Here is a 22,499-nt window from a genome sequence, read left to right as displayed (position 1 = left end):
GATATCATCTAATGTATCTAGCCGAGACCTCGCTGTCCCTTCTATTTTTAGCTTTTATTAATACTAGGGAAACTACTATATTTATCAATAGTAAAAACTCTTGGTAAACATACGAGCCGAGACCGTTACCAGCAATTAGAAGAAAATGAAAATGACCTACATATTTCTGTTAATAGTTTTAGTCTCTATTGGGATTTTTTATGCTTGTAAGCAAAAGCCTAAAGAAAAAACGGACGAAGAACTTTTCGAAGAAATACTAAATGACTCAAGAGTAAATTCAAGGGAAGTTGGAGAACGAGAAGGAATTAAATATTTCCAGTATATGGAAGACGGAAAAACAGGATTTAGAGATTTAAACGGAAATATTGCAATCAAAGCCATTTACGAATCAGCTGAAATGTTTTCTGAAAGACATTCCGCAGTTGAAATAGACGGAAAATGGGGATTGATTAACGAAAGTGGAGAATATGTGATTGAACCACAATTTGACTTTTTAGGCGGACTTCATAATGGACTAATAAGCTTTAGGCAAAATGACCTAACTGGATTTATGGATGTAAATGGCAAAGTAATTATTGAACCTAAATTTCATTGGGTTGATGAATTTTCAGAAGGACTTTGTGCTGTTAGTACTGATTGGCAAACAGACGAACCAAGATTATATGGATACATTGACACGACTGGAACTCTAGTAATTGATTTTAAATTTCAACACGCTCAGAAATTCGAAAATGGAATCGGAAAAGTTCAATTAAATAATCTTTGGGGTTCAGTTGACAAAGAAGGAAAGGTAGTAGTTGAAATTAAACACAAATACACCAGTGACTATTAAAATAAAAAAAAAGCTGGTAACACTGTATATAGCAAATAGGGCAATCGGTGGTGTACGTGAGTTCAGTGCAATTTATAAACACCGCCAAATCGTTGATTTGGCTTTTAAGAATGAATAAATTAAAAACAAAATACAACGTTTTGGCTCAGAGTAAACTCGAAAGTTTATCGCTTTCTATTGCCCTACATGCCATATACTAAACGTTGTGCTTAATTTAAAAACGAACTAAAATTGAAATTCGGAATCTTTGATAAATTTTGGGATAATCAACCAAATCACTTACCTCTTTTAAATCTGACAGTCGATTTATCTGATACTGAAACTTTCAACCTTGGTAAATCCTTAAAATTGATTGACGGAATAATATCTGATAACCAAATTGACGATATTTATAATGATACGAGAAAAATGCTGACTGAATTAAATTGGAGATTACACTTAGTAGCATTTATTACGATTTTGAAATTAGACAAATCTGAACAACAAAAATTCATTGGATTTTTATGGAAACGACTTTGTTTAGGAACTTGGGTTAGTCCACAACTTTTAGTCACTCTTTCCAAAATTGATTTTAATTTTAAAGAAAAAGCCGAATTAATACTTAACGAAATCGGACTGAATAAATTCAGAGGAAACTATTTAAGCGAAAAAGAATTAGCGGAAAGAAAGTTTAATTATGAGTTGACTGATAACAAAATATTAAACTCATTGAGATATCTAAAAGACAGAAAGTTTTTAACTGATATTGATGATGATAATGGAGCGAAAATTGCCCAAAACTGGAATGAAAAACTGACTGAATTGAATGAACTTGAATTAATAAAAAACTAAGCACAACACCGTGTATAATTCATTGCTAGTAATAGCCTACTTACGAAAGTCCTCGCGGACTTTCTATCTGTGATTTATTTGCTAACTTTAGTGCTTAAACACGCAACAAACCATATACAAACATGTTCGAGTCAATTCAGCTGAAGTTGACTTTTTTTGCTGTTTAAGGGCTTTAGTCTGCTAAGAGTTTTATTTACGACAATAGCGAGCGAAACTATGTTTCGTGCTGCAAGCCCAAATCCTTTAGATTAGCTTCCAAATGAAAACCATGATTAATGATGTTGATTCCGATAGCTATCGGAAGAGGGGGTGCGGGGGAGACTCATAACTTCCCTTTATGTGGATAACTTTGGTTTATTGAAAAAAGAATGGGGTGAACTCTCCCCAAATCTGGGTTAACGGCCCAAGGTAAGTATTAGTCCCCATTCTTTTCTAACCCGGTTACAAGGACCAAATAGAATTTTAGGTAGTACCTGTTAAAGGTTTTAGTCAACGTAACCATTTTAAAAGCTAGATAAAGTTATGAAAATCAAAGAGACCATTGGTATCGATGTAAGCAAGTTGACCCTTGATGCCTGCATTCACAGCAACCAACAATCTGCAACATTCGAGAATTCAGTCAAAGGTTTTACCCTTTTGGTGAAATGGGCTTATGTTAACAGTGAATGTTCCAAGGAACATATTCTGTTCGTATTTGAGCATACGGGCCTGTATTCTGAAAAACTAAACGAATATCTTACAGAGAAGATGATTCCCCATACCATCATACCGGGATTGGAAATCAAAAGGTCGTTGGGCATTGTCAGGGGGAAGAACGACAAGATAGATGCCGCAAAGATTGCACGCTATGCCCATAGGATGAGGGATGAGATAACATTGTCCAAAGCCCCTTCAAAACAAGTGGCAACACTTAAAAAACTGTTGTCCCTCAGAGAAAGGCTTATCAAACAAAGGGCAGGCTACAAAGCTAGTTTGAAGGAACAGAAGAAAGTACTTGTACAAAAGGATTGTAAATTATTGTTCAAGGTTCAGCAAAAAATGGTAGTTGAGCTTACCAAACAAATAAAGTCGATTGACATGGAAATGGAATCCATCGTTAAAGCTGACACCGAGCTTTTGCGCATCTATAACCTCTTACTGAGTATCAGGTGTATTGGTAGCCAAGCTGCAATGCTCCTTATCGTCCATACGGAAGGTTTTACAAAGTTCAAGAATGCCAGAAAGTTCGCCGCATATTGTGGGATCGCCCCATACCCGAACCAATCGGGCACAAGCATAAGGGGAAGGACTCGCGTAAGTCCCCTTGCCAACAAGAAAATCAAGAGCTTGCTGAATATGTGTGCCATGTCCTCCATCATCTACAATCCGGAAATCAGAAAGTACTATCACCAAAGGGTAGCAGCTGGGAAGAACAAGATGAGCACCATCAACATTATACGAAACAAGCTCGTGTCCAGGGCATTCGCCGTAGTGAATCGCGGAACACCATACGTCAACGTTTACGGACATGCCTCCTAACATTATTTTTCCTTCAAAACGCCCCCACAAAAAGACAGGGTGGGTTGAAGGAAAAATAATAACTAAAAAAATTCATATTTTATTTGGTAAGTCCATAGAATACTTACCAAACTTCATCCTATATTTTTGCGAGGTAAGATTAAAGTTCTTTTTTCAATGCTTGTTTTAGACTTTCGAGTTCCGATTTTCAATCTCAATTTTGAAATAGGGTTTTCCAAATCTTGGCTTCTCTTTTTAATCCGTTCCAAGAACCGTAGAACTTGTTGTCGTTCTGCCTTCCATTTCTCTTTGAGCATATAATTGTCATATTGGGTCAATTTATCCCTTTTTAAGGATTGGTCATACATTTTTTGCCGCAGCTCCAAATCCTTTCTACTGTTTTTCTATCTTGTTCTGCAAAGTCAAATACCTTATTGAGCATTTCATTGATTTTTGGAATGGAACTGTTCTTTTCCCAATAACGAAGTAATTCTTGCAAATAATCCAATCGTTTATTCAATCGATGTTCAAAACCCATCTGGTTCATTAGGTACTTGTTCTTTGCCCCTTCAGAGAAATTCATCATCAGTTCCAAGGTAAGTGTATGTGACCTGGAAATCTTCTTTGAAAACTCCCGAAATCTTCCCGCTACTATACGGTTGATGATTATGACCGAGAAATCACTTTATTTCTTCTTTTCAGATTCCATTACAGTAATTTTTTTGAGGTTTTATAGGGTCTAACAGCTCTTTTACTGTTTTTTACGTCAAAATTATTTTTAGCTTCATTTTCAATTCTTTGAAAATCAATGGTTTGTAATCCGTAACATCACTTTAGGTGTTTCCCTCTTGCTTTACAATCCTAGTCCTCCAATTAGGACAAAAACTGTAAACACAAAGTGCCTTTCACATCAATCATATTTAATCAAAACACGATAAGAAACAGAATACGAGTATCGAATCATCCCATAAAAGTTGAACTCATTGCTTTTGTGGATGGTATAGATAATAAAGTCAGGTTTGAACTTCAGACTATACGAAAGCAAATCATGCAAGAACCAAAAGGGTATCTCGTAAATAATCTGAGATTGAATTTTCAAAGAATATACAAAGAGGTCAATTTTATATAAAACATCAGCAAACCAACTTCAATTGATGTACCCGCCTCCAAATAATTTGGCCCAGCGGCTAAATGTAAATATTTTGGCGATTTTTGTAAACAAAAAGTTAATTTTGTTCTTTCATTAAAAATTAGTCGTTTGGCATCGAGAAAAGTAATTGAGAGTATTAATAAGCTCCGTGAGGACATTTTGAGTGGTAAACTGCCACAAGGGCAATTATTACCAACAGAAAAACAACTTGCTCAAAGCTTGAAATTGTCGAGACCCACTGTGGCCAAAATTTATGATGCACTCAGCCAGGAAGGACTTATACGCAAAAAAGCCGGCTTTGGTACCATAGTGGTTTATGGTGAGGAAAGTAAACCATTGAATTTTGGTCTGTTGTTTCCGGGAGCCGGGGAATCGGAGATTTTTGGCGCAATCAGCGATCAATTTTTACAAATTGAAAAAGAAGATAACATAAAGTTTTTATGGGAAGGAACAATTGCCAATGATGCTAAAATTCGGCAGAGCACCATCTTGAAAACATGCCAAACCTATGTTGATAATGACGTTGACGGAGTTTTCTTTGTACCATTAGAGAGAGTAGTCAAGTCTGCTTCTATTAATCGGGACGTATGCGAAATGCTCGATCAGCATAATATTCCAGTTGTCCTCTTAGACCGAGATATTGATAATTTTCCAATTCGAAGTAAGTACCCTGTCATCGGATTGGATAACTTCAGAGCAGGGTATTTGACTGCCAAACATATAATAGAGCAGGGCTGCAAGAAAATCTACTTTCTTTATAGAAAGGACTCTCCAAGTAGTGTTTATAAAAGAATTGCAGGCTGTAGCAAGGCATGCTTTGATGAGGGAATAGATTTTACAAAAGAAAATCTGATATCCGGGAATCCTTCCCAAAGCGATTTTTTAGGCAAAGTAAAGATTGTTGCAGGAGAAACGGGTATTCTATGTGCTAACGACACCACGGCGGCGGCATTGATGGCGAATATTAGCAATCTTGGGTATGAAGTGACCAAAGATATTTTGGTTGCTGGGTTCGACGATTTGAAATATGCCGAGATGCTGCGCTTTCCGCTTACTACCTATAAGCAACCAATAGAAGATATTGTCTCAACAAGTCTCCAGACGATGCAAAACCAATTGGAAAATAAAAATACAATTTCCATGAACCTTGATTTAAAAGGAGAACTAATAATTAGGCAGTCCACCACATTTTCTTAAAAACTCGACGCTAACCGGCATAAAATTACTCGGATTTGTAAGGTGTAGACCGAGTACTGGTTGAGGGACATTTAGTGTCCCTATTTTCTTTATTCCTGATAATGTGAAAAGGCCTTTTCAGGCCTAAATAAACGAAGATAAGTTTGCATTTTAGAATAAATTAATTACATTTATTTTTGCATTTAAATAAATGTAAAGAAAATGAATAAAGTTTTTGAATGGTCTATCGTCGTTTCTTTAGCAGGTTTTCTGTTCGGTTTCGATACCATAGTAATCTCTGGTGTCGATAAGACATTGCAGGCTTTATGGTCTTCCTCCGATCTTTTTCATGGCACCGTGGTTATGGCAATGGCTCTTTGGGGAACTGTTATTGGAGCGATTGCTGGCAGTGTTCCGACCAATGCCCTTGGACGAAAAAGGACATTGATCTTGATTGGTGCCTTATATTTTATTTCAGCCTTGGGCTCGGCATCAGTAAGTGACCCCTATTCATTTGCATTCTTTAGATTTATTGGGGGGGTGGGTGTAGGAGCCTCAACAATAGCGGCGCCTGCTTACATTTCAGAAATTGCACCTACCAAAAGCCGTGGGCGCCTGGTGGGATTATATCAATTTAGCATCGTAGTTGGGGTATTGATAGCATTTATATCGAACTATCTATTGAGCGGTATAGGTGAAAATGCGTGGCGCTGGATGATTGGTGTAGAGGCATTGCCCGCCTTAATTTATGGGATATTGGTCTTTAGGGTTCCTAAAAGTCCACGCTGGCTTATTATGAAAGGCAGAAAAAATGAGGCTTCCGAAATAGTACGAATGATAGACCCCTCAAAGGGTTTTGACTCCTATGTGGCTGCAATAACCACGGAGACAACATCGGTTGTGGAAAACATATTTCTAAAGAAATATCGAAAACCTTTACTGCTTACATTTTTCATTGCCTTTTTCAATCAGTTCTCCGGTATTAACGCCTTCTGGTATTATGCACCTCGGATTTTTGAAGAAGCTGGACTCGGAACAAGTTCCGCTTTGCTGAGTAGTGTGGGGATTGGTTTTTTCAATGTTGTATTTACGTTAATTGGGGTGCTTTTGATTGATAAATGGGGTAGGCGGAAACTGATGTACGCAGGATCCTTTGGGTACATTTTATCTCTTTCGGTTGTTGCCTGTTCATTCTTATTGAATTGGGAGGAAATAATAGTGGTCATGTCCCTTTTTGTTTTTGTGGCAGCTCACGCAATGGGTCAAGGAACAGTGATTTGGGTATTTATTTCGGAGCTTTTTCCAAATCACCTGAGGGCCTCAGGGCAGGCTTTCGGATCATCCATTCATTGGGTACTCGCCGCTTTGATTCCCTCCTTTATACCGGTCCTGTTTACCTCGGTTGGTGCAGGTGTTGTGTTTGCATTCTTTGCAGGTATGATGCTTTTACAATTGGGATGGGTTCATTTTAAAATGCCGGAGACCAAGGGGATTTCCCTTGAAAAAGTAAGTAGAAGCCTTCTTAGTACAGATAATGATAAAAAAATTAAATGAGAATAAAAGGGATAATTAAGGCTGGTTACGGTGTCGCATCTGGCAAAGGGAAAGATGAAAGATACCCTGAGGGAACCCTAAAACGGCAATTCAAGTATTTTTTGGAACTGGGCCTGGATTTGAGCAACTATTTCATGGGTACAATCAATTTGGATATTTCCCCATATACATATGAGCTTGGAGAACCCAAACATTTTTTTGAGGAAATAAACTGGTCAAAACATATACCACCAGAGAACTTCTATTTCTTTGATGTTTCGCTGCATTTTCAAGGAAAAGTCCATCAGGGATTGATTTATATGCCCGACCCCAAAACCAAGGAAGAACATGTTCAAAAACCGTCCATACTAGAACTTTTGCTTCCGAAAGTAGAGGGATTAAACTATGGTCAAGCCGTGGACATAGAAATCAACGAACATCAACTTAATATAATCCAATTAAACATCTCAACCTAGAATGAAATTCTTTATCGATACCGCAAACCTGGAACAAACTAATGGGCCCCAAGAGTTAGGAGTCTTGGATGGAGTGACTACAACCCCATCATTAATGGTTAAAGAGAGATAACAGGCTCTAAAGGCATCCTAGGCCATTATGTTAAGATTTGTGACCTGGTAACCAGGGACGTTTCGGCAGAGGTGATTGCGACCGATTATCAGGGTATGATTGAGCAGGGCGAAGAACTGGCGGCATTGCATTCACAAATTGTCGTAAAACTGCCTATGATAGCTTCAGGGGTCAAAGCGTGTTGGTATTTTACGGAAAAAAATTGGGAAGCAATTTTGTACGCTGCCGGTAATAATGTTGACAACTTGATTGTGACAATTGATTTAAATGGTCAGCAAATCGATGGTTCCCCAATGATGTATTGCCGATTGGAGACCTTAAGGCCAAATTTGAGGCTTTTGGGTGGCTTGTAGTGGAAATCAGAAAAGGGAATGATGTGGAAGCTGTTTTTGACGGATTAAAAGAGGCTAAAAAACATACGGGAAATGGAAAACCGGTTTGTGTATTTCTGAACACAATCATGGGAACGGCGTGGATTTTATGATGCACACACATGCATGGCATGGCAAAGCACCAAACGATGAGCAGCTAAAAATTGCTCTTGTCCAAAATGAAGAGACTATTGGAGATTATTAGGAGGTATTATGAACAATGCATACAAACAAATCATAGAGATAAAATTGATATAAGGCTATAGTTACGCTTATAAATAGGTATAGTTCAACAGGCATTAGGGACATGCGTTCGGGTTTTGGTGATGGATTAGCACAATTGGGAAGAAGCCACCCGAACGTGGTGGCCCTATGTACGGATCTAATTAGTTCGGTCAAAATGGATGAATTTGCCAATGAAAAACCTGAACGATTCTTTCAAATAGGAATTGCCGAGGCCAATATGATGTGCATTGTAGCTAGACTGACTATTAGGAGGATTAATTCCTTTTACAGGAACTTTTGCCAATTTCTCCACTGGGCGGGTATATGACCAGGTAAGACAATCGATAGCCTATTCGGGCAAAAATGTGAAAACCTGCGCCTCACATGCTAGATTGACCTTGGGAGAGGTGCTGCACATCAAATCTTGGAGGACATAGGGTTTATGAAGATGTTGCCAGGAATGACGGTAATAAATACCTGTGATTATAACCAAACTAAAGCTGCGACTATTGCAATTGCTGACTATGATGGCCCTGTTTATCTCCGTTTTGGACGTCCCGAAGTACCGATTTTTATGTCAGAAGACCAGCTTGAAATCGGGAAAGTAGTCCAACTTACCGAAGGAAAGCATGTTACTATAGTGGCAATTGGACATTTGGTCTGGGAATCCTTACGTGCAGCTTAAATATTAGGGGATAAAGGGATGTCGGCAGAAGTGATCAACATTCACACGACCAAACCTTTGGACAGTGAATCAATTTTAAAATCGGTTGAAAAAACTGGGGCCATTGTAACAACGGAAGAGCATAATTTTATAGGAGGATTGGGAGAAAGTATTGCAGGTGTTCTAACAATAAATAAATTGATACCTCAAGAATTTGTTGCGGTGGACGATAGCTTTGGAGAATTTGGAAAACCACATCTGTTATTGAAGAAGTATGGATTAGATTATAAACCCATTATTAGGACAGCCCAAAAGGTCATTAACCGAAAAAAGAATATTAAAGAATAAACATTTATAAGTACACATAATTTGACTGACAATATCTAAGTTTTGTTTTCATTTTACTTCTGAATTAGTTTATTAGTAAGGAAGTGGTGGGGCGCTTGTCGTCCTGCTCTTTTTGGTAAATAACTTCCGGAAATCAAATTTTGTTAAATAAATTTACATTTATTAAAATAATAAGTTACATTTACATTACATTTATTGTTAAATGACAAAAATATGTAATTTTATAAATGGAACAAAAAGATCATTATGGCATGACATTCCTCTCCTGAACAATCGTTGATCGGCTTCCACGATATGAAAATAAGGTTAAACATTTACTGATCAATATTCTTTAGCTAATTAAAATCGTATTACTGAGGCTATTAGGATTTTGGCTAATTCTATGAATGAAAATGTACAAAAATAATAAACCAACATTGCGAGACATTGCTAGAGCTTTAGACTTGACCGTTCCAACTGTGTCCAAGGCATTGAGAAACTATGATGAGATTTCAGATAAGACCAAAGAAAGTGTTGTAGCTCTGGCAGAAGCATGGAACTATGAACCTAATGCAATGGCTTTGAAATTAAGGACGAAGAAAACTATGGTGTTGGGGGTGTTGGTATCACAGATTTCGAATTTGTTTTACGAGAGCTTCCTTTCAGCTTTGGAAGAATACGCTAGGTCAGAAGGGTATACTTTGATGATTCTACAATCATTTGGAGCTCCAAAAGAAGAGTTTAAAAACCTTGAAATTCTCAAAAGAAATGATGTAGATGCGGTGTTTGTTTCCTTGTCTTCAAAATCATGTTATATATCCGAATTTATTCAACTTCATGAAATGGGAACTCCCATTATCTATTTTAACAATGTTCCCAAAATCGAACACTGTATAAAAATAACTTTCGATGGGGTTAAAATTGGGCAAATGGCCGCAAGGGCTATGATAATTAATGAAAGGAAAAAGATACTAAGTGTTTTTCTGAATAGTGATTCCGTCGAAGCCTCAGATATCAGATTGCAAGCCTTTGAGGAAAAATTAAAAAAGGAAGCTCCGCTTACCACACTCAAGGTTGAACGTTGCCGGAACCTTGAAGATGTGGAGCAACTGATTGCATCAATTTTTCGAAAAAATAAGGAATCGTACGACGCTGTTTTCTGTTTGAATGATACCGCATTGATTGGGACAATCTATGCTTTTAAAAAGTTGGATGTTGATTTTCAAAAAGTATCGGTTTTAAGTGTTAGCAATGGTTTGGTGCCTTCATTGTTCAATCCTCTAATCACTTACATAGAGACCAATGGATATAAATTAGGAAAGAGGAGTTTCGAACGGTTTTTAGACTACCAAAATGGGAACACAGCTTATTCCAACGACAAGATGGATGTATGTTTAAAGGGCGACCGTTATAAAATGGTAGTCTGCTAGCCGAACTTGATTCGCTTGGAAAGAATAGCTCTTCAATGGAGTATCACATAGGGGGTTACTCTTTTTTTAAAATCCTGTTTGGCAACATTTTAGGTATAAAATTAATGTTTATGGAAAATAAAGATAAACCTGTTTTAAATTTTCGAAAAATCTGGAACATGTGTTTCGGATTTCTTGGAATACAATTCGGTATGGGATTACAGCTGGCAAATATGAGCCCAATTTACAGGTATCTAGGAGCCGAGGAACATAATTTGCCATTACTTTGGTTGGCCGGCCCGGTTACCGGTCTTTTGGTACAACCAATTGTAGGTGCCATGGGTGACAATACCTGGGGAAAATGGGGGCGTCGTCGCCCTTATTTCACCGTCGGGGCAATTTTTGCAAGTATTTGCTTGGTTGCCATGCCCTATTCATCCGCGGTTTGGATGGCCGCTGGTCTCATGTGGGTATTGGATGCCTCCGTTAATTCCTCCATGGAGTCGTTCAGGGCAATGGTTGGCGATATTCTTCCCAAAAAGCAACAACCTTTAGGGTTTTCTTTACAAACTTTTATGGCTGGTTTTGGAAGTCTTATAATTGGTTTTCTGCCATATTTGCTGAGCAAATTTGGGTTTGCAACGACCGCAGAAACCAATACCGTTCCAGATTTTGTTAAATATGCCTTTGTGTTGGGTGCCGTAGTAATTTTAGCGACGATTTTATGGACAGGGTATACAACCAAAGAATACCCTCCTAAGGATGTGGAGGAGTTCAAAAAGAACAAACCCAAAATGGGGATTATACCGATTTTCAAGGAAATAATAGAAGCCATTCGCCATATGCCTTTGATGATGAAGCAACTATGGTGGGTTCAACTACTGATTTGGTTCGGTTTACCTTTAATGTGGCAATATTTATCCTTATCCATTGCCAGACATGTATATAATGCACCAACGGCCTCAGATCCAGGTTTTAGTGAAGGAGTGTCTATGGGAGGTATAGCCTCTGCGATTTTTGGAATTTCTCCTATGCTGATTGCGTTTTTCATTCCATTTGTTATTAATAAAATAGGGACCCGAAAAACGTATTCATCATTTTTATTTATAGGAGCGTTTGGCTTTTTGGGCATGTTGTTCACCAAAAGTATTACCACGGTATTCTTACTCTGTATTTTGATGGGAGTAGGGCAAGCCGCAATTAGTACTGTACCCTACGTAATGGTAGCCGGAACAATCGCCCAAAAACAAATGGGCGTCTATATGGGAATACTCAATGCCTTTATTTGTATCCCCCAAATCATTATGATGCTTTCGTTGCCATTTTTCTACAATAGTCTTCTTGCAGGGGATCCGCGCAATGCACTGGTACTTGCCGGTATATGTTGGGTAATAGCTTCATTCTTATGTTTAAGAATAACTAAAACGGTAGATTTTACAGCATAGAACTATTAACATTTAATTGAAAAACGAAAATCTTTTCAAGATTATAGAAACATGAATGAGTTTGCAAAAACATGGTGGAAAGAATCGGTAGTATACCAGATATACCCACGTTCGTTCCAAGACTCCAATGGGGATGGTATTGGGGACTTGCAAGGAATAATTTCAAAACTCGATTACTTGGCATTTTTAGGGATAGATGTCTTATGGTTAAGTCCTCATTTCGATTCACCAAATGATGATAATGGCTATGATATTCGTGATTACTATAATGTCATGGAGGAGTTTGGCACCATGAAAGAATTTGACCTTATGCTAAAACGACTTCAGAAAAATGGGATAAAGTTAATTATAGATTTAGTGGTCAATCACACAAGTGATGAGCATAGGTGGTTCCGGGAAAGTAAATCATCTCATGATAATCCCTACAGAGATTATTACATATGGAAGGAAGGGGTTGAGAAAGGAAGACCTCCGAATAACTGGCCTTCATTTTTTGGCGGTTCCGCTTGGGAATGGGATGAAGCATCGGGGGAATATTATTTGCATTATTTCGGAAAAAAACAACCCGATTTGAATTGGGAAAACCCAAAAGTTAGAGAAGAGGTATATGATATTATGAGGTTTTGGCTGGATAAAGGAGTAGATGGTTTTAGAATGGATGTGATTCCTTTTATATCAAAACATCAGGATTTTTTAGATATCCCTGAAGATTCATTAAACCATCCGGAATTTATTTATGCATCTGGTCCTCGCTTACATGAATTCTTGGAAGAAATGAATCGTGAAGTATTATCAAAATATGATACCATGACGGTAGGTGAAGCCTTTGGAGTTACTGAGGAATGTACACAGCTTATGACTGATGAAAGACGGAATGAACTTGATATGGTTTTCTTGTTCGATATAGGAAGGATAGGCAGGGAAAATTGGCGGCAAAACGAATGGACATTACCACAATTAAAAGCAATGTTTAATATACAATCTGAAGTAGGTAATTTCCATTGGCCTACGCAGTTTTTTAATAATCATGATAACCCGAGAAGTGTAAGTAAATATGGTAATGATTCGCCAAAGTATAGAGAAACATCTGCAAAACTCTTGGCAATGTTACTACTTACACAAAAAGGAACTCCTTTTTTATACCAAGGTGAAGAAATTGGTATGACGAATTATCCATTTACTTCCTTAGACCAGTTTGACGATATAGAAGTAAAAGGGAATATTGATAAGGTACTAAAAAGTGGAGCGAGTCCAGAAGAGTTTTTACAAGAGCTTAACAAAACCTCAAGAGACCATGCTAGAACACCAATGCAATGGAATAAAAAACCAAATGCAGGTTTCAGCGGAGGAGAAAAAAGTTGGTTGTCGGTTAATCCAAATTTCGAAATTATTAATGTTGAAAGTAATTTGAATAATCCAAAATCAGTATTTCATTTTTATCGTCAGTTGATTGAGATTCGTAGAAATTCGACAGACTTGATTTATGGCGACTATTTTGATATAGACCCTGGGCATACAAAAGTATTTGCTTATACCCGTGCAGGGATCAGGTTCACATATTTGATTATGTTGAATATGTCAGATTCTATGGTCAAATATCAAGTTAGATTCGAGTTTCAGGATTATGAACTTTTGTTATCGAACATACCGACTACACCAAACAAAATTTCTACGAACTATATCGAATTACAGCCGTGGGAAGCGAGAATTTATAAAAGTAAACCAATTACAAATAGAGTTGAATATGAATAAAGAATGCATACTAAGTCTATTAATAGGATTCTTAATTATTTCGAATTTCTCCGTTAGCTGCCTGCGGTCAGCTAACGGAGAAAGTATGGGAAGAATTTTCATGTATCATTCGATTTGGGCCCACAATACTATTTTGAATCAAATGGGGGTTTTTGGTGCTGAGAAATTATTGAGACAAATCCTAAAAAATGATAATCTATAATAAACCGACGTAATGAAAAAATTGGCGACAAAAACGATTTGGGCAATATTTGTACTTTCATGTATTCTAATAGGACTATATCCTCTAATATACTTTTTAATAGAAGTAAATTTTGGACTGCTGGCCCTGAAAAGCAAAAAGCTTTTAGAGAATGTATTATGGAATAACTTTTTTTATGGTCATATAATTTTTGGAGGAATTTCTTTATTGATTGGATGGACACAATTTAGCCCTAAACTAAGGAGAAAAAGACTTGCACTTCATAGATTGGTTGGCAAAGTATACGTTCTATGTGTATTGATTAGTGGTGTCTGTGGAATATATATTGCACAATTTGCTACGGGTGGAATCACCAACATTATAGCGTTTAACTTAAGCGCACTTATATGGTTAATTACAACTATTGCGGCCTACAAAGCAATCAAGAAGCGTAAAATTAAGTTACATGAAAACTATATGATTTACAGTTATGCTGTTTGTTTTTCAGCGGTCACATTAAGGATATGGCTTCCAATTTTAACTGAGGTTACAGGTAGTTTTGACGAAGCTTATTTAATAGGGTCCTGGTTAAGTTGGGTTCCAAATTTACTGGTTGCCTTTTTCATTATTAAAATGAAGAACCTGCGTTTTAAAACCAGTGTTTGACCACACCACACCATTTATTACTTACCGGATGAGATAAAAGAACAATATGAAAAGCATTTTAATAACATTATATGCTCAATTGTTTTTACTTACATCTTGTGATAAATAATCTATTGAACACCCAACGTTTTAGAAAAAAAATTAATTTGTATTGCAAAAAACAGCCGAATTATTAATAGGGAAAAGACTGGATGAAGTTAGAATATAAAAGGAAAACATAAATTGGGCATTTTGACGGATTACCCAAATATCAATCATGTGCGCTCTTCGAAGAAAATGAAAAAATCACCATTAATGCGGCAACTAATTGTAATGGGAAATATTATCTGATGTGACATTATAACCGCAATTAATACTGCTGGATTTGCATCCATTTTAAATTAAACTTACAATTATGACTTTTAGTTCATTTATTTCTGGTATTGTTGTCTTTTATGTCTTTTTGTTAGCTCAAAATGGTCATTCACAAAATCCTATCGAACAGGAAGCTATGGTATTTGCAAACGCTGCAGATGCTGAAAAAATATACTTACAACTTTCCGGAACAACTTTTAACACATCGGAAACCATTTGGTTCAAGGCCGTAGTAACTGATGTACTTAATCACAGACCCACTATAAAAAGTGCCGTTCTTCATGTAGAATTGATTGACCCATTGGACAACCGTATTGTTGACAAAAACCTCTTGAAAATAAATGGAGGTGTTGCAAATGGATTTTTTCAATTGCATTCAAGTTACAAAGAAGGAAATTACATAATCAGGGCGTACACGGAATGGAACAAAAATTTTGGCTCGGATTTTATAAGCTCCATACCCATTGCCCTTTATCGGGTTCAAAAAATTGAGAGTAAACTCAATCCTATTCGAGATATATTCGTTAGAAAAGACCTAAATTCCAATACGTTCTCATTATCGTCAACAATTGCCGTTAAAGAGTTGGATAGTCTTCATATTGGTGATGCTATGTTATATATGCATTGGAATGGTGGTAACGATTCCATATTTATTAAACCAAAAAGGAAGAAGCCCAATATCAATGTGCAACATCGTGTTCCGATAGATGCACCAATAGTAGGCTACGAGTTGCGGACCAAAAATGAGGTATTTACGAAGTCTATTGTCCTCGACAAGGAATACGGCTCATTGCAGTTTTTCCCTGAAGGAGGGGCTTTAGTAGACGATTTACAAAGTGTAGTTGGGTTCAAGTATTTGGACTATAGAGGAAAGGGCGTTGAAATCGAGGGCAGGATAGAAGATGAGAATAATAATAAAATTACTGAATTTAAGAGCAATATTCTAGGAATGGGTAAAGTATATATAACACCACGAGAAGAACATACTTATTATGGTGTTTTGACCACTAAAAGTGGGAATACCTTTAAGTATGAATTACCCAAAGTAAAAATGAGTGGGACTGTAATTAGATTAATCCCAAAAGTAACAAATAAGGAACTAAGAATATGGAATAAAGAAAAGAATAGCGACAGTGTTTTTATCAAGCTGTTCCATAGGGGAAAAAACCTTTTCTTTTTAAAAGCAAGATTCAGAAAAGGGGTGTTTTCGTATAAAATCCAGCACAAGGTTTTACCTCATGGTGTTATAGGACTTACTGTTTTCGACAAAAACTATAGACCCATAGCAGAGCGTCATTTCTTTAATAATCTAAAAGAGGAAAACCTTGATATAATAGTAAAAACAGATAAGGATTCTTATTTGATTAGAGATAGTGTTCCAGTCTCTATATCAACACAGCAAAAAGGTCGACCCATACCGGCATCTATATCGGTTATGGCAGTTGACTCCAGTTATTTTTATGATACCAACTTGAGTAGGAAAAACATAGTCTCTTATTTATTATTACAATCAGATATAAAGGGAACGGTCGAAAATCCATCATACTATTTTGAAAATGACAAGAACATGTCAGAACTAGATTATTTAATGCTAACCCAAGGTTGGTCCAACTATAAGTACCAAGAGAAGAAAAAACCAAGGCTTTTTGATTCTGAAAAAGGTTTGAAAATTGAAGGCACTGTTGTTGATATTCTGAGCAAACAAAGCGAAAGTTCGTTAACTAAAAAAAAATATGAATTAAATATGCTCCTAATGGGAGAAACCAATGAATCCTATACCCTAGAGACAGATAGCACCGGCTTTTTTACATTTATGTTGGAAGATAGTTATGGCGTAGGCAGAAAGTTTGTGATGCAGTCTTCGGATGCAAGCAACAAAAAAGGCAACCTAAAAATAAATATCAAAGAATACGAAGTCCCTGAAATAGTTTATGATACCGAAAAAGTAATTGTTCCTGTAGATAGTATTATCGAAAAGAAAATGGCTCAAAAGATACAGGAAGATATTAGGCTAGATCCATATCTATTGCCAAGTACCATAGCTTTGAATGAAGTGGTGGTCAGTGACTATAAACTTACGCCAGAGCGAGCTGAAATGGTAGAACTGCATGGAATGCCAGATGTGGTCATAGACAACCAGGAGTTGATAAAAAAACAAAAAAAATGGACAAATAACCTGCTCAGATGGTTGCTTTTCAATTATCCGAAAGAAATACGCGTTAAGCGGTTTGGCAGTGCGGTAGGATTTGAACTTGCATACGTTCATGGCGCGGATTGGACCTATGTGGTAATCGATGGTATTCCCGTCCATGAGCGGGACTATCATCTTATTGGCAATATTCCGGTACGGGCGGTCAAAAGTGTAGAAATCTTTCCTAGCGCAGGTACCGCAAACAAATACCACGGTCAAGTTTTTGATTGTGCACCAATATGCCCACCTCCCCCGTTTCCTGCCATACTTGCCATTTACACCTATTCCGGAAAAGGTCTTTATGGTGCTTTTCCCAAAATTAATAGGACCAATCTCATAAATCATAAAGCATCTCAATATACACCAGTTCGAGAATATTATACCCCTAAATATAATGAATCGTCAAAAATAGATTGGAGCGTTCCTGATAGACGTGCACTTCTTTATTGGAAGCCCAATATTGTTACCGAAAAAGACGGTATTGCGAAAATAACCTTTTTTAATAGTGATCTTACTGGGAAAGTGATTCTTATTGTTGAAGGATTTACTTCTAATGGGAAAATAGGATATTCCGAATTGTTTTATAAGGTGGATACTCCTTGACTATATGAATGATATTCTTACTTTATGCGTAGAATAAATTAAGGATGATTTATTGTTAAATAAGTGATTTAAACTTTTTTCTTTTTTCTTTCAATGCTTGTTTTAAACTTTCCAGCTCAGATTCCTTAATTTCTAGTTTATAGTATGGTTTTCCAAATCGAGGTTTCTCTTTTTTAATCTGTTCAAAGAATTGAAGGACTTTTTTCCGTTCTGCCTTCCATTTCTCTTTGAGCATATAATTGTCATATTGGGTCACCTTATCCCTTTTTAAGGAATGGTCATACATTTTTTGTTGCAGCTCTAAATCCTTTCGACTGTTCCTCTCTTCTTGCTCTGCGAAGTCAAATACCTTTTTGAGCATATCATGGATTTTTGGGATGGAACTGTTCTTTTCCCAATTACGAAGCAGTTCTTCCAAATAATCCAATCGTTTACTCAAACGATGTTCAAAACCCATCTGGTTCATTAGATACTTGTTCTTTGGTGAAATCTTTGCCCCTTCAAAGAAATCCATCATCAGTTCCAAGGTAAGTGTATGTGACTTGGAAATCTTCTTTGAAAACTCCCGATACCTTCGCGCTACTATACGATTGATGCTTATGGCCGAGAAATCACTTTTTTTCTTCTTTTCAGTTTCCATTACAGTAATTTTTTTGAGGTTTTATAGGGCCTAACAGCTCTTTTACTGTTTTTTGCGCCAAAATTATTTTTAACTTTAATTTCAACTTATTGAAAATCAATGGTTTATAATTCGTAACATCGCTTTAGCGTGTTACCCTCTTGCTTTACAAACCTTATTCGCTGCGCTGCTAAAATTTATAAACTTTAAGCTGCGTTTTTCATTCAAAAAAGTAGTTGTGCCCTATCGGATTTTTGCTTCACGCTTACCTGTCAGGATGCTACAAAAACCCAACAGGAACCTAGCACAAAAGTTAGGGTAAGGATTTGGGGGCTGCGCTTGTTTCAACTTCTTGTTTTCTTTTTAACTTCTCCATCAAATCATTCATGTCCTCCCCTACTTTCTTTTGCAATACCCTTGCATAGATTTGCGTTGTGGATAGTTTGGTATGTCCCAATAACTTCGAAACTGTCTCTATGGGAACTCCATTGGATAAGGTGACCGTCGTTGCAAACGTATGTCTTGCGGTATGGAAAGTGATGTTCTTATGGATACCACAGGTATTGGCTATCTCCTTTAGTATTTGATTGGTCTTTTGATTGCTATAGACCGGCAACAGTTCATCTGTCATTATACTTTCTTCTTGATACTTTTCCAGTATTGCTTTGGCCATGGGCAGCAACGGAATCTTGACCGGTTCGTCGGTCTTAGCCCTTTTCGTATGTATCCATTGGTTACCATCGATTCCAATCAGTATTTGGTTGGGTTTTAGTTCTTTGATATCGACATAGGAAAGTCCGGTATAACAGCTGAACAGGAATATATCCTTGACCCTTTTAAAACCTATGGGCATGAAAGAGGTATCCTCAATCAATTTGAGCTCTCTTTCGGTGAGGTAGCTACGCTCGCTTTTCACAAATCGAAGCCTGTAGTTTCGAAATGGGTCTTTTTCCAACCATTCCATTCTTAGGCTTAGGTTGACTATTTTCATCAACCGTTCCATATGTTTCATCACACCATTATTGGTACAAGTTCTTCTCGCTTTTTTGGGTTTGTAGGTCCTGATATAGTTTTCAAAGTTGACAATGAACCTATAGTCCAATTGGATTAGGTAGATGTCGTCAGTCTTAAATTTCTCCCTTAGAAACTCTTGAAGGTATTTCTCAGTTGAAAAGTAGTTTTTAAGTGTTCCGGGCTTGAGGGCGTGGTTGATATTCTTGTTATGGTATTCCACGGCTTTCATCAAGGACATTCGCTCTTCGTCCTCCCCGAAGTACCTTAGCTTGATTGCCTTAGCAGTAATTAGTTTCCTTTCCGAGTGCAATTGCTTGTGGGCATTGAGGACTTCGGAATGTACATCGTCCAAATAGGTGTTCAATAAAATAAGATTTTCACTCGTTTCTTTCGCCCGACACCTGAAAATATCCCAATTACACACCGAAATGTCTCGCTTTATACTGAATTCTGCGCGTTCTTTATTGACCGTGATACGGGCATAAATGTCCAATCTACTTGGATTACTTCTCTTTTTTCGGGTGAAGAATATCACCCCTAATGTGCTGTCTGTACGCATATTATAAGTCTTTTGGGTTAAACATTATTGTTTAAAGACTACATCTAAAATGAACTGAATGCTATTTAAAATTAGCACAAATTACGTACCGCTTTGCACACCGAATTGCACACCAGAAGGGTGGTTTTAAACGATATCATATGATTGCAGAAAAAATGAAAAACCCTGATAATCATACGATTAGCAGGGTTTTGATATTGCCAGAATGGCAGTTCGTCGGGATGACAGGCCGCATTTAGCTTAGTCAAATACTTTATTTTCAATTAGTTAAACGTTGAAATCCTGAATAAATCCCTTTTAGGACACCAACATACAAGAAGGAACTAAAGAACGTAAGTTTTATGCTTTTTTACTGGTGCAAAAATACGAAGAAAACCCATCTCTAAGTGGCATTTCTCTTCTAAATAGTTTTGCTTGGCTAATCTATTTCAATTCAAAAATTAATCCTAAAAATCTGAACTTTTCTTCGTAACCAAAAATAAATTGGTGTTGCTAGGTTCTTATACAACCTTTGTGTAATTTACTGTAAATAATATTGTAGTCATGGAGAATCCCCGTTTAAAAGTAGCGTTTTCTGTTCTCTTTATTATATTTTCTACAGGAGCATCAGCACAGATAGAAAGCCGCCAGCGTTACGTTGAGGGTTATATCTATGATGCCAAAGAAAAAGAGCCTATCCCATTTGCTACCATAAAAGTCAAAGGATGGGCAAAAGGAGTTGTAACCAATAGAAACGGAAGTTTTAGAGTTCCAGAGAAGTTTTCAGAATTAAACGATACTTTGGTCGTTACATCCATGGGATATGAGACCAAAGTAGTTTCAATACAACAAATGATGGCCAAGAAATCCAATGTCATCTTTTTAAATCCGCATGTCTATGGATTAGAAGAAACAATTGTATATGCGCAAGCTAGAAAAAGAAAACTTAGTGCAAAGGCCATCGTCAGAAAAGCGATTCGTGCCATACCTGACAACTTTCCAAACCAACCTTTTAGTTTAACAGGGTACTATAGGGATTACCAATGGCATGAGGATGACTATCTCAACCTTAACGAAGCCATACTTAGCGTATATGATCAAGGGTTTGAAAGTAAGGATAGTCAATCAACACAATTTGCCTTACATAGCATCTTGGCTAACAAAAATTTTCCTAGGGACTCCATATCGAATAAACCTTATGATTATGAAAATAGAAATAAGGTCATAAACAATGCGATTCTAGACTCACATGGTGGGAATGAGTTACGGATACTTAGAGTACATGATGCTATAAGGAATTATGAGGTTTCCTCGTATGCCTTTATCTATAGGTTAAAAAGTCAATTCTTGAACGGCCATAGTTTTGAGCGTGCGAAGGATATTTTTCTTGATGACCTTCCTTTTTATAACATCACTGTTACCAAATCAAAAAATGGATATGAGGCGTTTGGTCAACTTTTGATTGATAAAGATAACTTCTCCATTTATAAACTGAACTACTCCTTATATTTTAAAGACACTGACAGTAAATCGGTTGAAAGTATCAATGGGGAAGAAAAAGATTTAATTTTTGAGGTTCTAAGTGAATATCGCCCTTTCAAGGACAAAATGTTTTTAAACTATATTACATTCAACAATAGCTTTATTTTGCCGGAACCTCCTCGTTTTTTTATAGAAGAGCTACTTGTCAACGTGGCCACTCGAAGGTTGTCGTTGACATTCAACAATCCTGTGGATGAACAAAAAACGAATATCATTTCCAATTATGAACTAAAGTTCTTTGGTGAGCCGTTGACCATAAAAGAGGTTTCTTTGGATGTAGCAAATCCTCGTACTGTTTTGCTATACCTCGAATTCAAAGATGGGATGAAAGAACGTGATTTCTTCAACTATTTTGCAAATTACAAAACCAATAAAGAAGCAGGTGCAAAACTACGTTGCTACGTTATGAATATAACAGATATCCATGGGAATTTAGTGGATAAAATATATGATTACAAGGAGTACCAGCAATTCAGGGAATTTTTCACTCAAGAAGTCCTCCAAGGTTTTGAAAAGCTGGATTCATCCTTTTTAATGAAAATGAACAGCCCGGTTTTCGAGGGGCAGCCCGTACAGGAAAAAGATGAATTGGAAAACTATTGGATGAATACGCCTTTAAAAGTTATCGATAATTGAAAAGACCAATGTTAACGGCATTTATTGTTACTTTACATGGTTTTTTAGGATTCTATAGTATGAGTGCGGAGTTAGATAAAGGTTAGAACTGGGATAGTTTAAGCTAATAACTAGAAAGCTAGAATTATCCCTAAATCATTGTCTAAACCAATAAATGAATTATTTTCTGAGCTCCTATGACAATTTTTCTGAATTTTGTACGCGGTTCAACGTATATAATTAATCGGCTGTTTCACGAAACATTTTGGGAAAAGTTTGACATAGGGATTTTAGTGTACCAAGTATAGCCCTTTTTACTAGTTTAAAAAATTGACCTTTTTTGAAACGACCGAAACAGACTAGTTAGTTGAGATGT

16 protein-coding genes and 2 pseudogenes are annotated in these 22,499 nt (G+C 36.8%); 15 read left to right on the top strand and 3 right to left on the bottom strand.

Annotation, left to right across the window (positions count from 1 at the left end; translation table 11 throughout):
• Positions 1 to 151: 151 nt before the first annotated feature.
• From ACFSQJ_RS15535 to ACFSQJ_RS15525, 3 genes are all read left to right on the top strand, one after another.
• Positions 152 to 832: a WG repeat-containing protein gene (locus ACFSQJ_RS15535; protein WP_377767876.1), complete on the top strand. Its 681-nt coding sequence runs from the start codon at positions 152 to 154 to the stop codon at positions 830 to 832.
• Positions 833 to 1,063: 231 nt separating this feature from the next.
• A complete protein-coding gene (locus tag ACFSQJ_RS15530; protein WP_377767875.1) occupies positions 1,064 to 1,663 on the top strand; it encodes a hypothetical protein in 600 nt (199 codons plus the stop codon).
• Positions 1,664 to 2,185: 522 nt separating this feature from the next.
• Complete coding sequence (locus ACFSQJ_RS15525; protein ID WP_377767874.1) at positions 2,186 to 3,181, top strand: IS110 family transposase; 996 nt, start codon at positions 2,186 to 2,188, stop codon at positions 3,179 to 3,181.
• 328 nt (positions 3,182 to 3,509) lie between these two features.
• Here ACFSQJ_RS15525 and ACFSQJ_RS15520 read toward each other — a convergent pair whose 3' ends face one another.
• A complete protein-coding gene (locus ACFSQJ_RS15520) occupies positions 3,510 to 3,827 on the bottom strand; it encodes a BfmA/BtgA family mobilization protein (RefSeq protein ID WP_377767878.1) in 318 nt (105 codons plus the stop codon).
• A gap of 591 nt (positions 3,828 to 4,418) precedes the next feature.
• Between ACFSQJ_RS15520 and ACFSQJ_RS15515 the strand changes: the two genes are divergently transcribed.
• From ACFSQJ_RS15515 to ACFSQJ_RS15465, 11 genes and pseudogenes are all read left to right on the top strand, one after another.
• A complete protein-coding gene (locus tag ACFSQJ_RS15515; protein WP_377767873.1) occupies positions 4,419 to 5,507 on the top strand; it encodes a GntR family transcriptional regulator in 1,089 nt (362 codons plus the stop codon).
• 201 nt (positions 5,508 to 5,708) lie between these two features.
• Complete coding sequence (locus tag ACFSQJ_RS15510; RefSeq protein ID WP_377767872.1) at positions 5,709 to 7,040, top strand: sugar porter family MFS transporter; 1,332 nt, start codon at positions 5,709 to 5,711, stop codon at positions 7,038 to 7,040.
• A complete protein-coding gene (locus tag ACFSQJ_RS15505; protein WP_377767871.1) occupies positions 7,037 to 7,495 on the top strand; it encodes a hypothetical protein in 459 nt (152 codons plus the stop codon). Before ACFSQJ_RS15510 ends, ACFSQJ_RS15505 begins: the two co-directional genes overlap by 4 nt.
• A 1-nt stretch (position 7,496) precedes the next feature.
• Positions 7,497 to 8,183 (top strand): annotated as a pseudogene (locus ACFSQJ_RS15500) (transaldolase family protein).
• A 102-nt stretch (positions 8,184 to 8,285) separates the two neighbouring features.
• Positions 8,286 to 8,888, top strand: a pseudogene (locus ACFSQJ_RS15495) (hypothetical protein).
• Positions 8,889 to 9,215, top strand: coding sequence for a transketolase C-terminal domain-containing protein (locus ACFSQJ_RS15490; protein WP_377767877.1), 327 nt, complete (start codon positions 8,889 to 8,891; stop codon positions 9,213 to 9,215).
• 392 nt (positions 9,216 to 9,607) lie between these two features.
• Entirely contained in the window at positions 9,608 to 10,624 is a 1,017-nt protein-coding gene (locus ACFSQJ_RS15485; RefSeq protein ID WP_377767870.1) for a LacI family DNA-binding transcriptional regulator, read from the top strand.
• 110 nt (positions 10,625 to 10,734) lie between these two features.
• Complete coding sequence (locus ACFSQJ_RS15480) at positions 10,735 to 12,048, top strand: MFS transporter (protein WP_377767869.1); 1,314 nt, start codon at positions 10,735 to 10,737, stop codon at positions 12,046 to 12,048.
• A gap of 51 nt (positions 12,049 to 12,099) precedes the next feature.
• Entirely contained in the window at positions 12,100 to 13,800 is a 1,701-nt protein-coding gene (locus ACFSQJ_RS15475; protein ID WP_377767868.1) for an alpha-glucosidase, read from the top strand.
• A gap of 214 nt (positions 13,801 to 14,014) precedes the next feature.
• Positions 14,015 to 14,647: a DUF2306 domain-containing protein gene (locus ACFSQJ_RS15470; RefSeq protein ID WP_377767867.1), complete on the top strand. Its 633-nt coding sequence runs from the start codon at positions 14,015 to 14,017 to the stop codon at positions 14,645 to 14,647.
• A gap of 394 nt (positions 14,648 to 15,041) precedes the next feature.
• Positions 15,042 to 17,795: a hypothetical protein gene (locus ACFSQJ_RS15465; protein WP_377767866.1), complete on the top strand. Its 2,754-nt coding sequence runs from the start codon at positions 15,042 to 15,044 to the stop codon at positions 17,793 to 17,795.
• 55 nt (positions 17,796 to 17,850) lie between these two features.
• Here the strand turns inward: ACFSQJ_RS15465 and ACFSQJ_RS15460 are convergent, their stop codons facing one another.
• On the bottom strand, positions 17,851 to 18,435 hold the full coding sequence (locus ACFSQJ_RS15460; protein WP_377767865.1) for a BfmA/BtgA family mobilization protein: 585 nt from the start codon (positions 18,433 to 18,435) through the stop codon (positions 17,851 to 17,853).
• Between the two features lie 292 nt (positions 18,436 to 18,727).
• Entirely contained in the window at positions 18,728 to 19,987 is a 1,260-nt protein-coding gene (locus ACFSQJ_RS15455) for a site-specific integrase (RefSeq protein ID WP_377767864.1), read from the bottom strand.
• A 543-nt stretch (positions 19,988 to 20,530) separates the two neighbouring features.
• On the opposite strand from ACFSQJ_RS15455, the gene ACFSQJ_RS15450 reads away from it, so the two are divergent.
• Positions 20,531 to 22,144 (top strand): carboxypeptidase-like regulatory domain-containing protein, encoded by a 1,614-nt coding sequence (locus ACFSQJ_RS15450; protein ID WP_377767863.1) that lies wholly within the window; start codon positions 20,531 to 20,533, stop codon positions 22,142 to 22,144.
• Positions 22,145 to 22,499: the final 355 nt, after the last annotated feature.

This window comes from Croceitalea marina (assembly GCF_042684265.1).
Classification (GTDB): domain Bacteria; phylum Bacteroidota; class Bacteroidia; order Flavobacteriales; family Flavobacteriaceae; genus Croceitalea; species Croceitalea marina.
Note: the sequence above shows the minus strand (reverse complement) of the source record. Positions and strands in the feature narration are given on the sequence as shown.

Coding starts and splice junctions, on each gene's coding strand:
- ACFSQJ_RS15525 (WP_377767874.1), top strand. CDS start 2,186: ATGAAAATCAAAGAGACCATTGGTATCGATGTAAGCAAGTTGACCCTT.
- ACFSQJ_RS15510 (WP_377767872.1), top strand. CDS start 5,709: ATGAATAAAGTTTTTGAATGGTCTATCGTCGTTTCTTTAGCAGGTTTT.
- ACFSQJ_RS15505 (WP_377767871.1), top strand. CDS start 7,037: ATGAGAATAAAAGGGATAATTAAGGCTGGTTACGGTGTCGCATCTGGC.
- ACFSQJ_RS15450 (WP_377767863.1), top strand. CDS start 20,531: ATGGAGAATCCCCGTTTAAAAGTAGCGTTTTCTGTTCTCTTTATTATA.
- ACFSQJ_RS15485 (WP_377767870.1), top strand. CDS start 9,608: ATGTACAAAAATAATAAACCAACATTGCGAGACATTGCTAGAGCTTTA.
- ACFSQJ_RS15535 (WP_377767876.1), top strand. CDS start 152: ATGACCTACATATTTCTGTTAATAGTTTTAGTCTCTATTGGGATTTTT.
- ACFSQJ_RS15455 (WP_377767864.1), bottom strand. CDS start 19,987: ATGCGTACAGACAGCACATTAGGGGTGATATTCTTCACCCGAAAAAAG.
- ACFSQJ_RS15460 (WP_377767865.1), bottom strand. CDS start 18,435: ATGGAAACTGAAAAGAAGAAAAAAAGTGATTTCTCGGCCATAAGCATC.
- ACFSQJ_RS15480 (WP_377767869.1), top strand. CDS start 10,735: ATGGAAAATAAAGATAAACCTGTTTTAAATTTTCGAAAAATCTGGAAC.
- ACFSQJ_RS15475 (WP_377767868.1), top strand. CDS start 12,100: ATGAATGAGTTTGCAAAAACATGGTGGAAAGAATCGGTAGTATACCAG.
- ACFSQJ_RS15465 (WP_377767866.1), top strand. CDS start 15,042: ATGACTTTTAGTTCATTTATTTCTGGTATTGTTGTCTTTTATGTCTTT.
- ACFSQJ_RS15470 (WP_377767867.1), top strand. CDS start 14,015: ATGAAAAAATTGGCGACAAAAACGATTTGGGCAATATTTGTACTTTCA.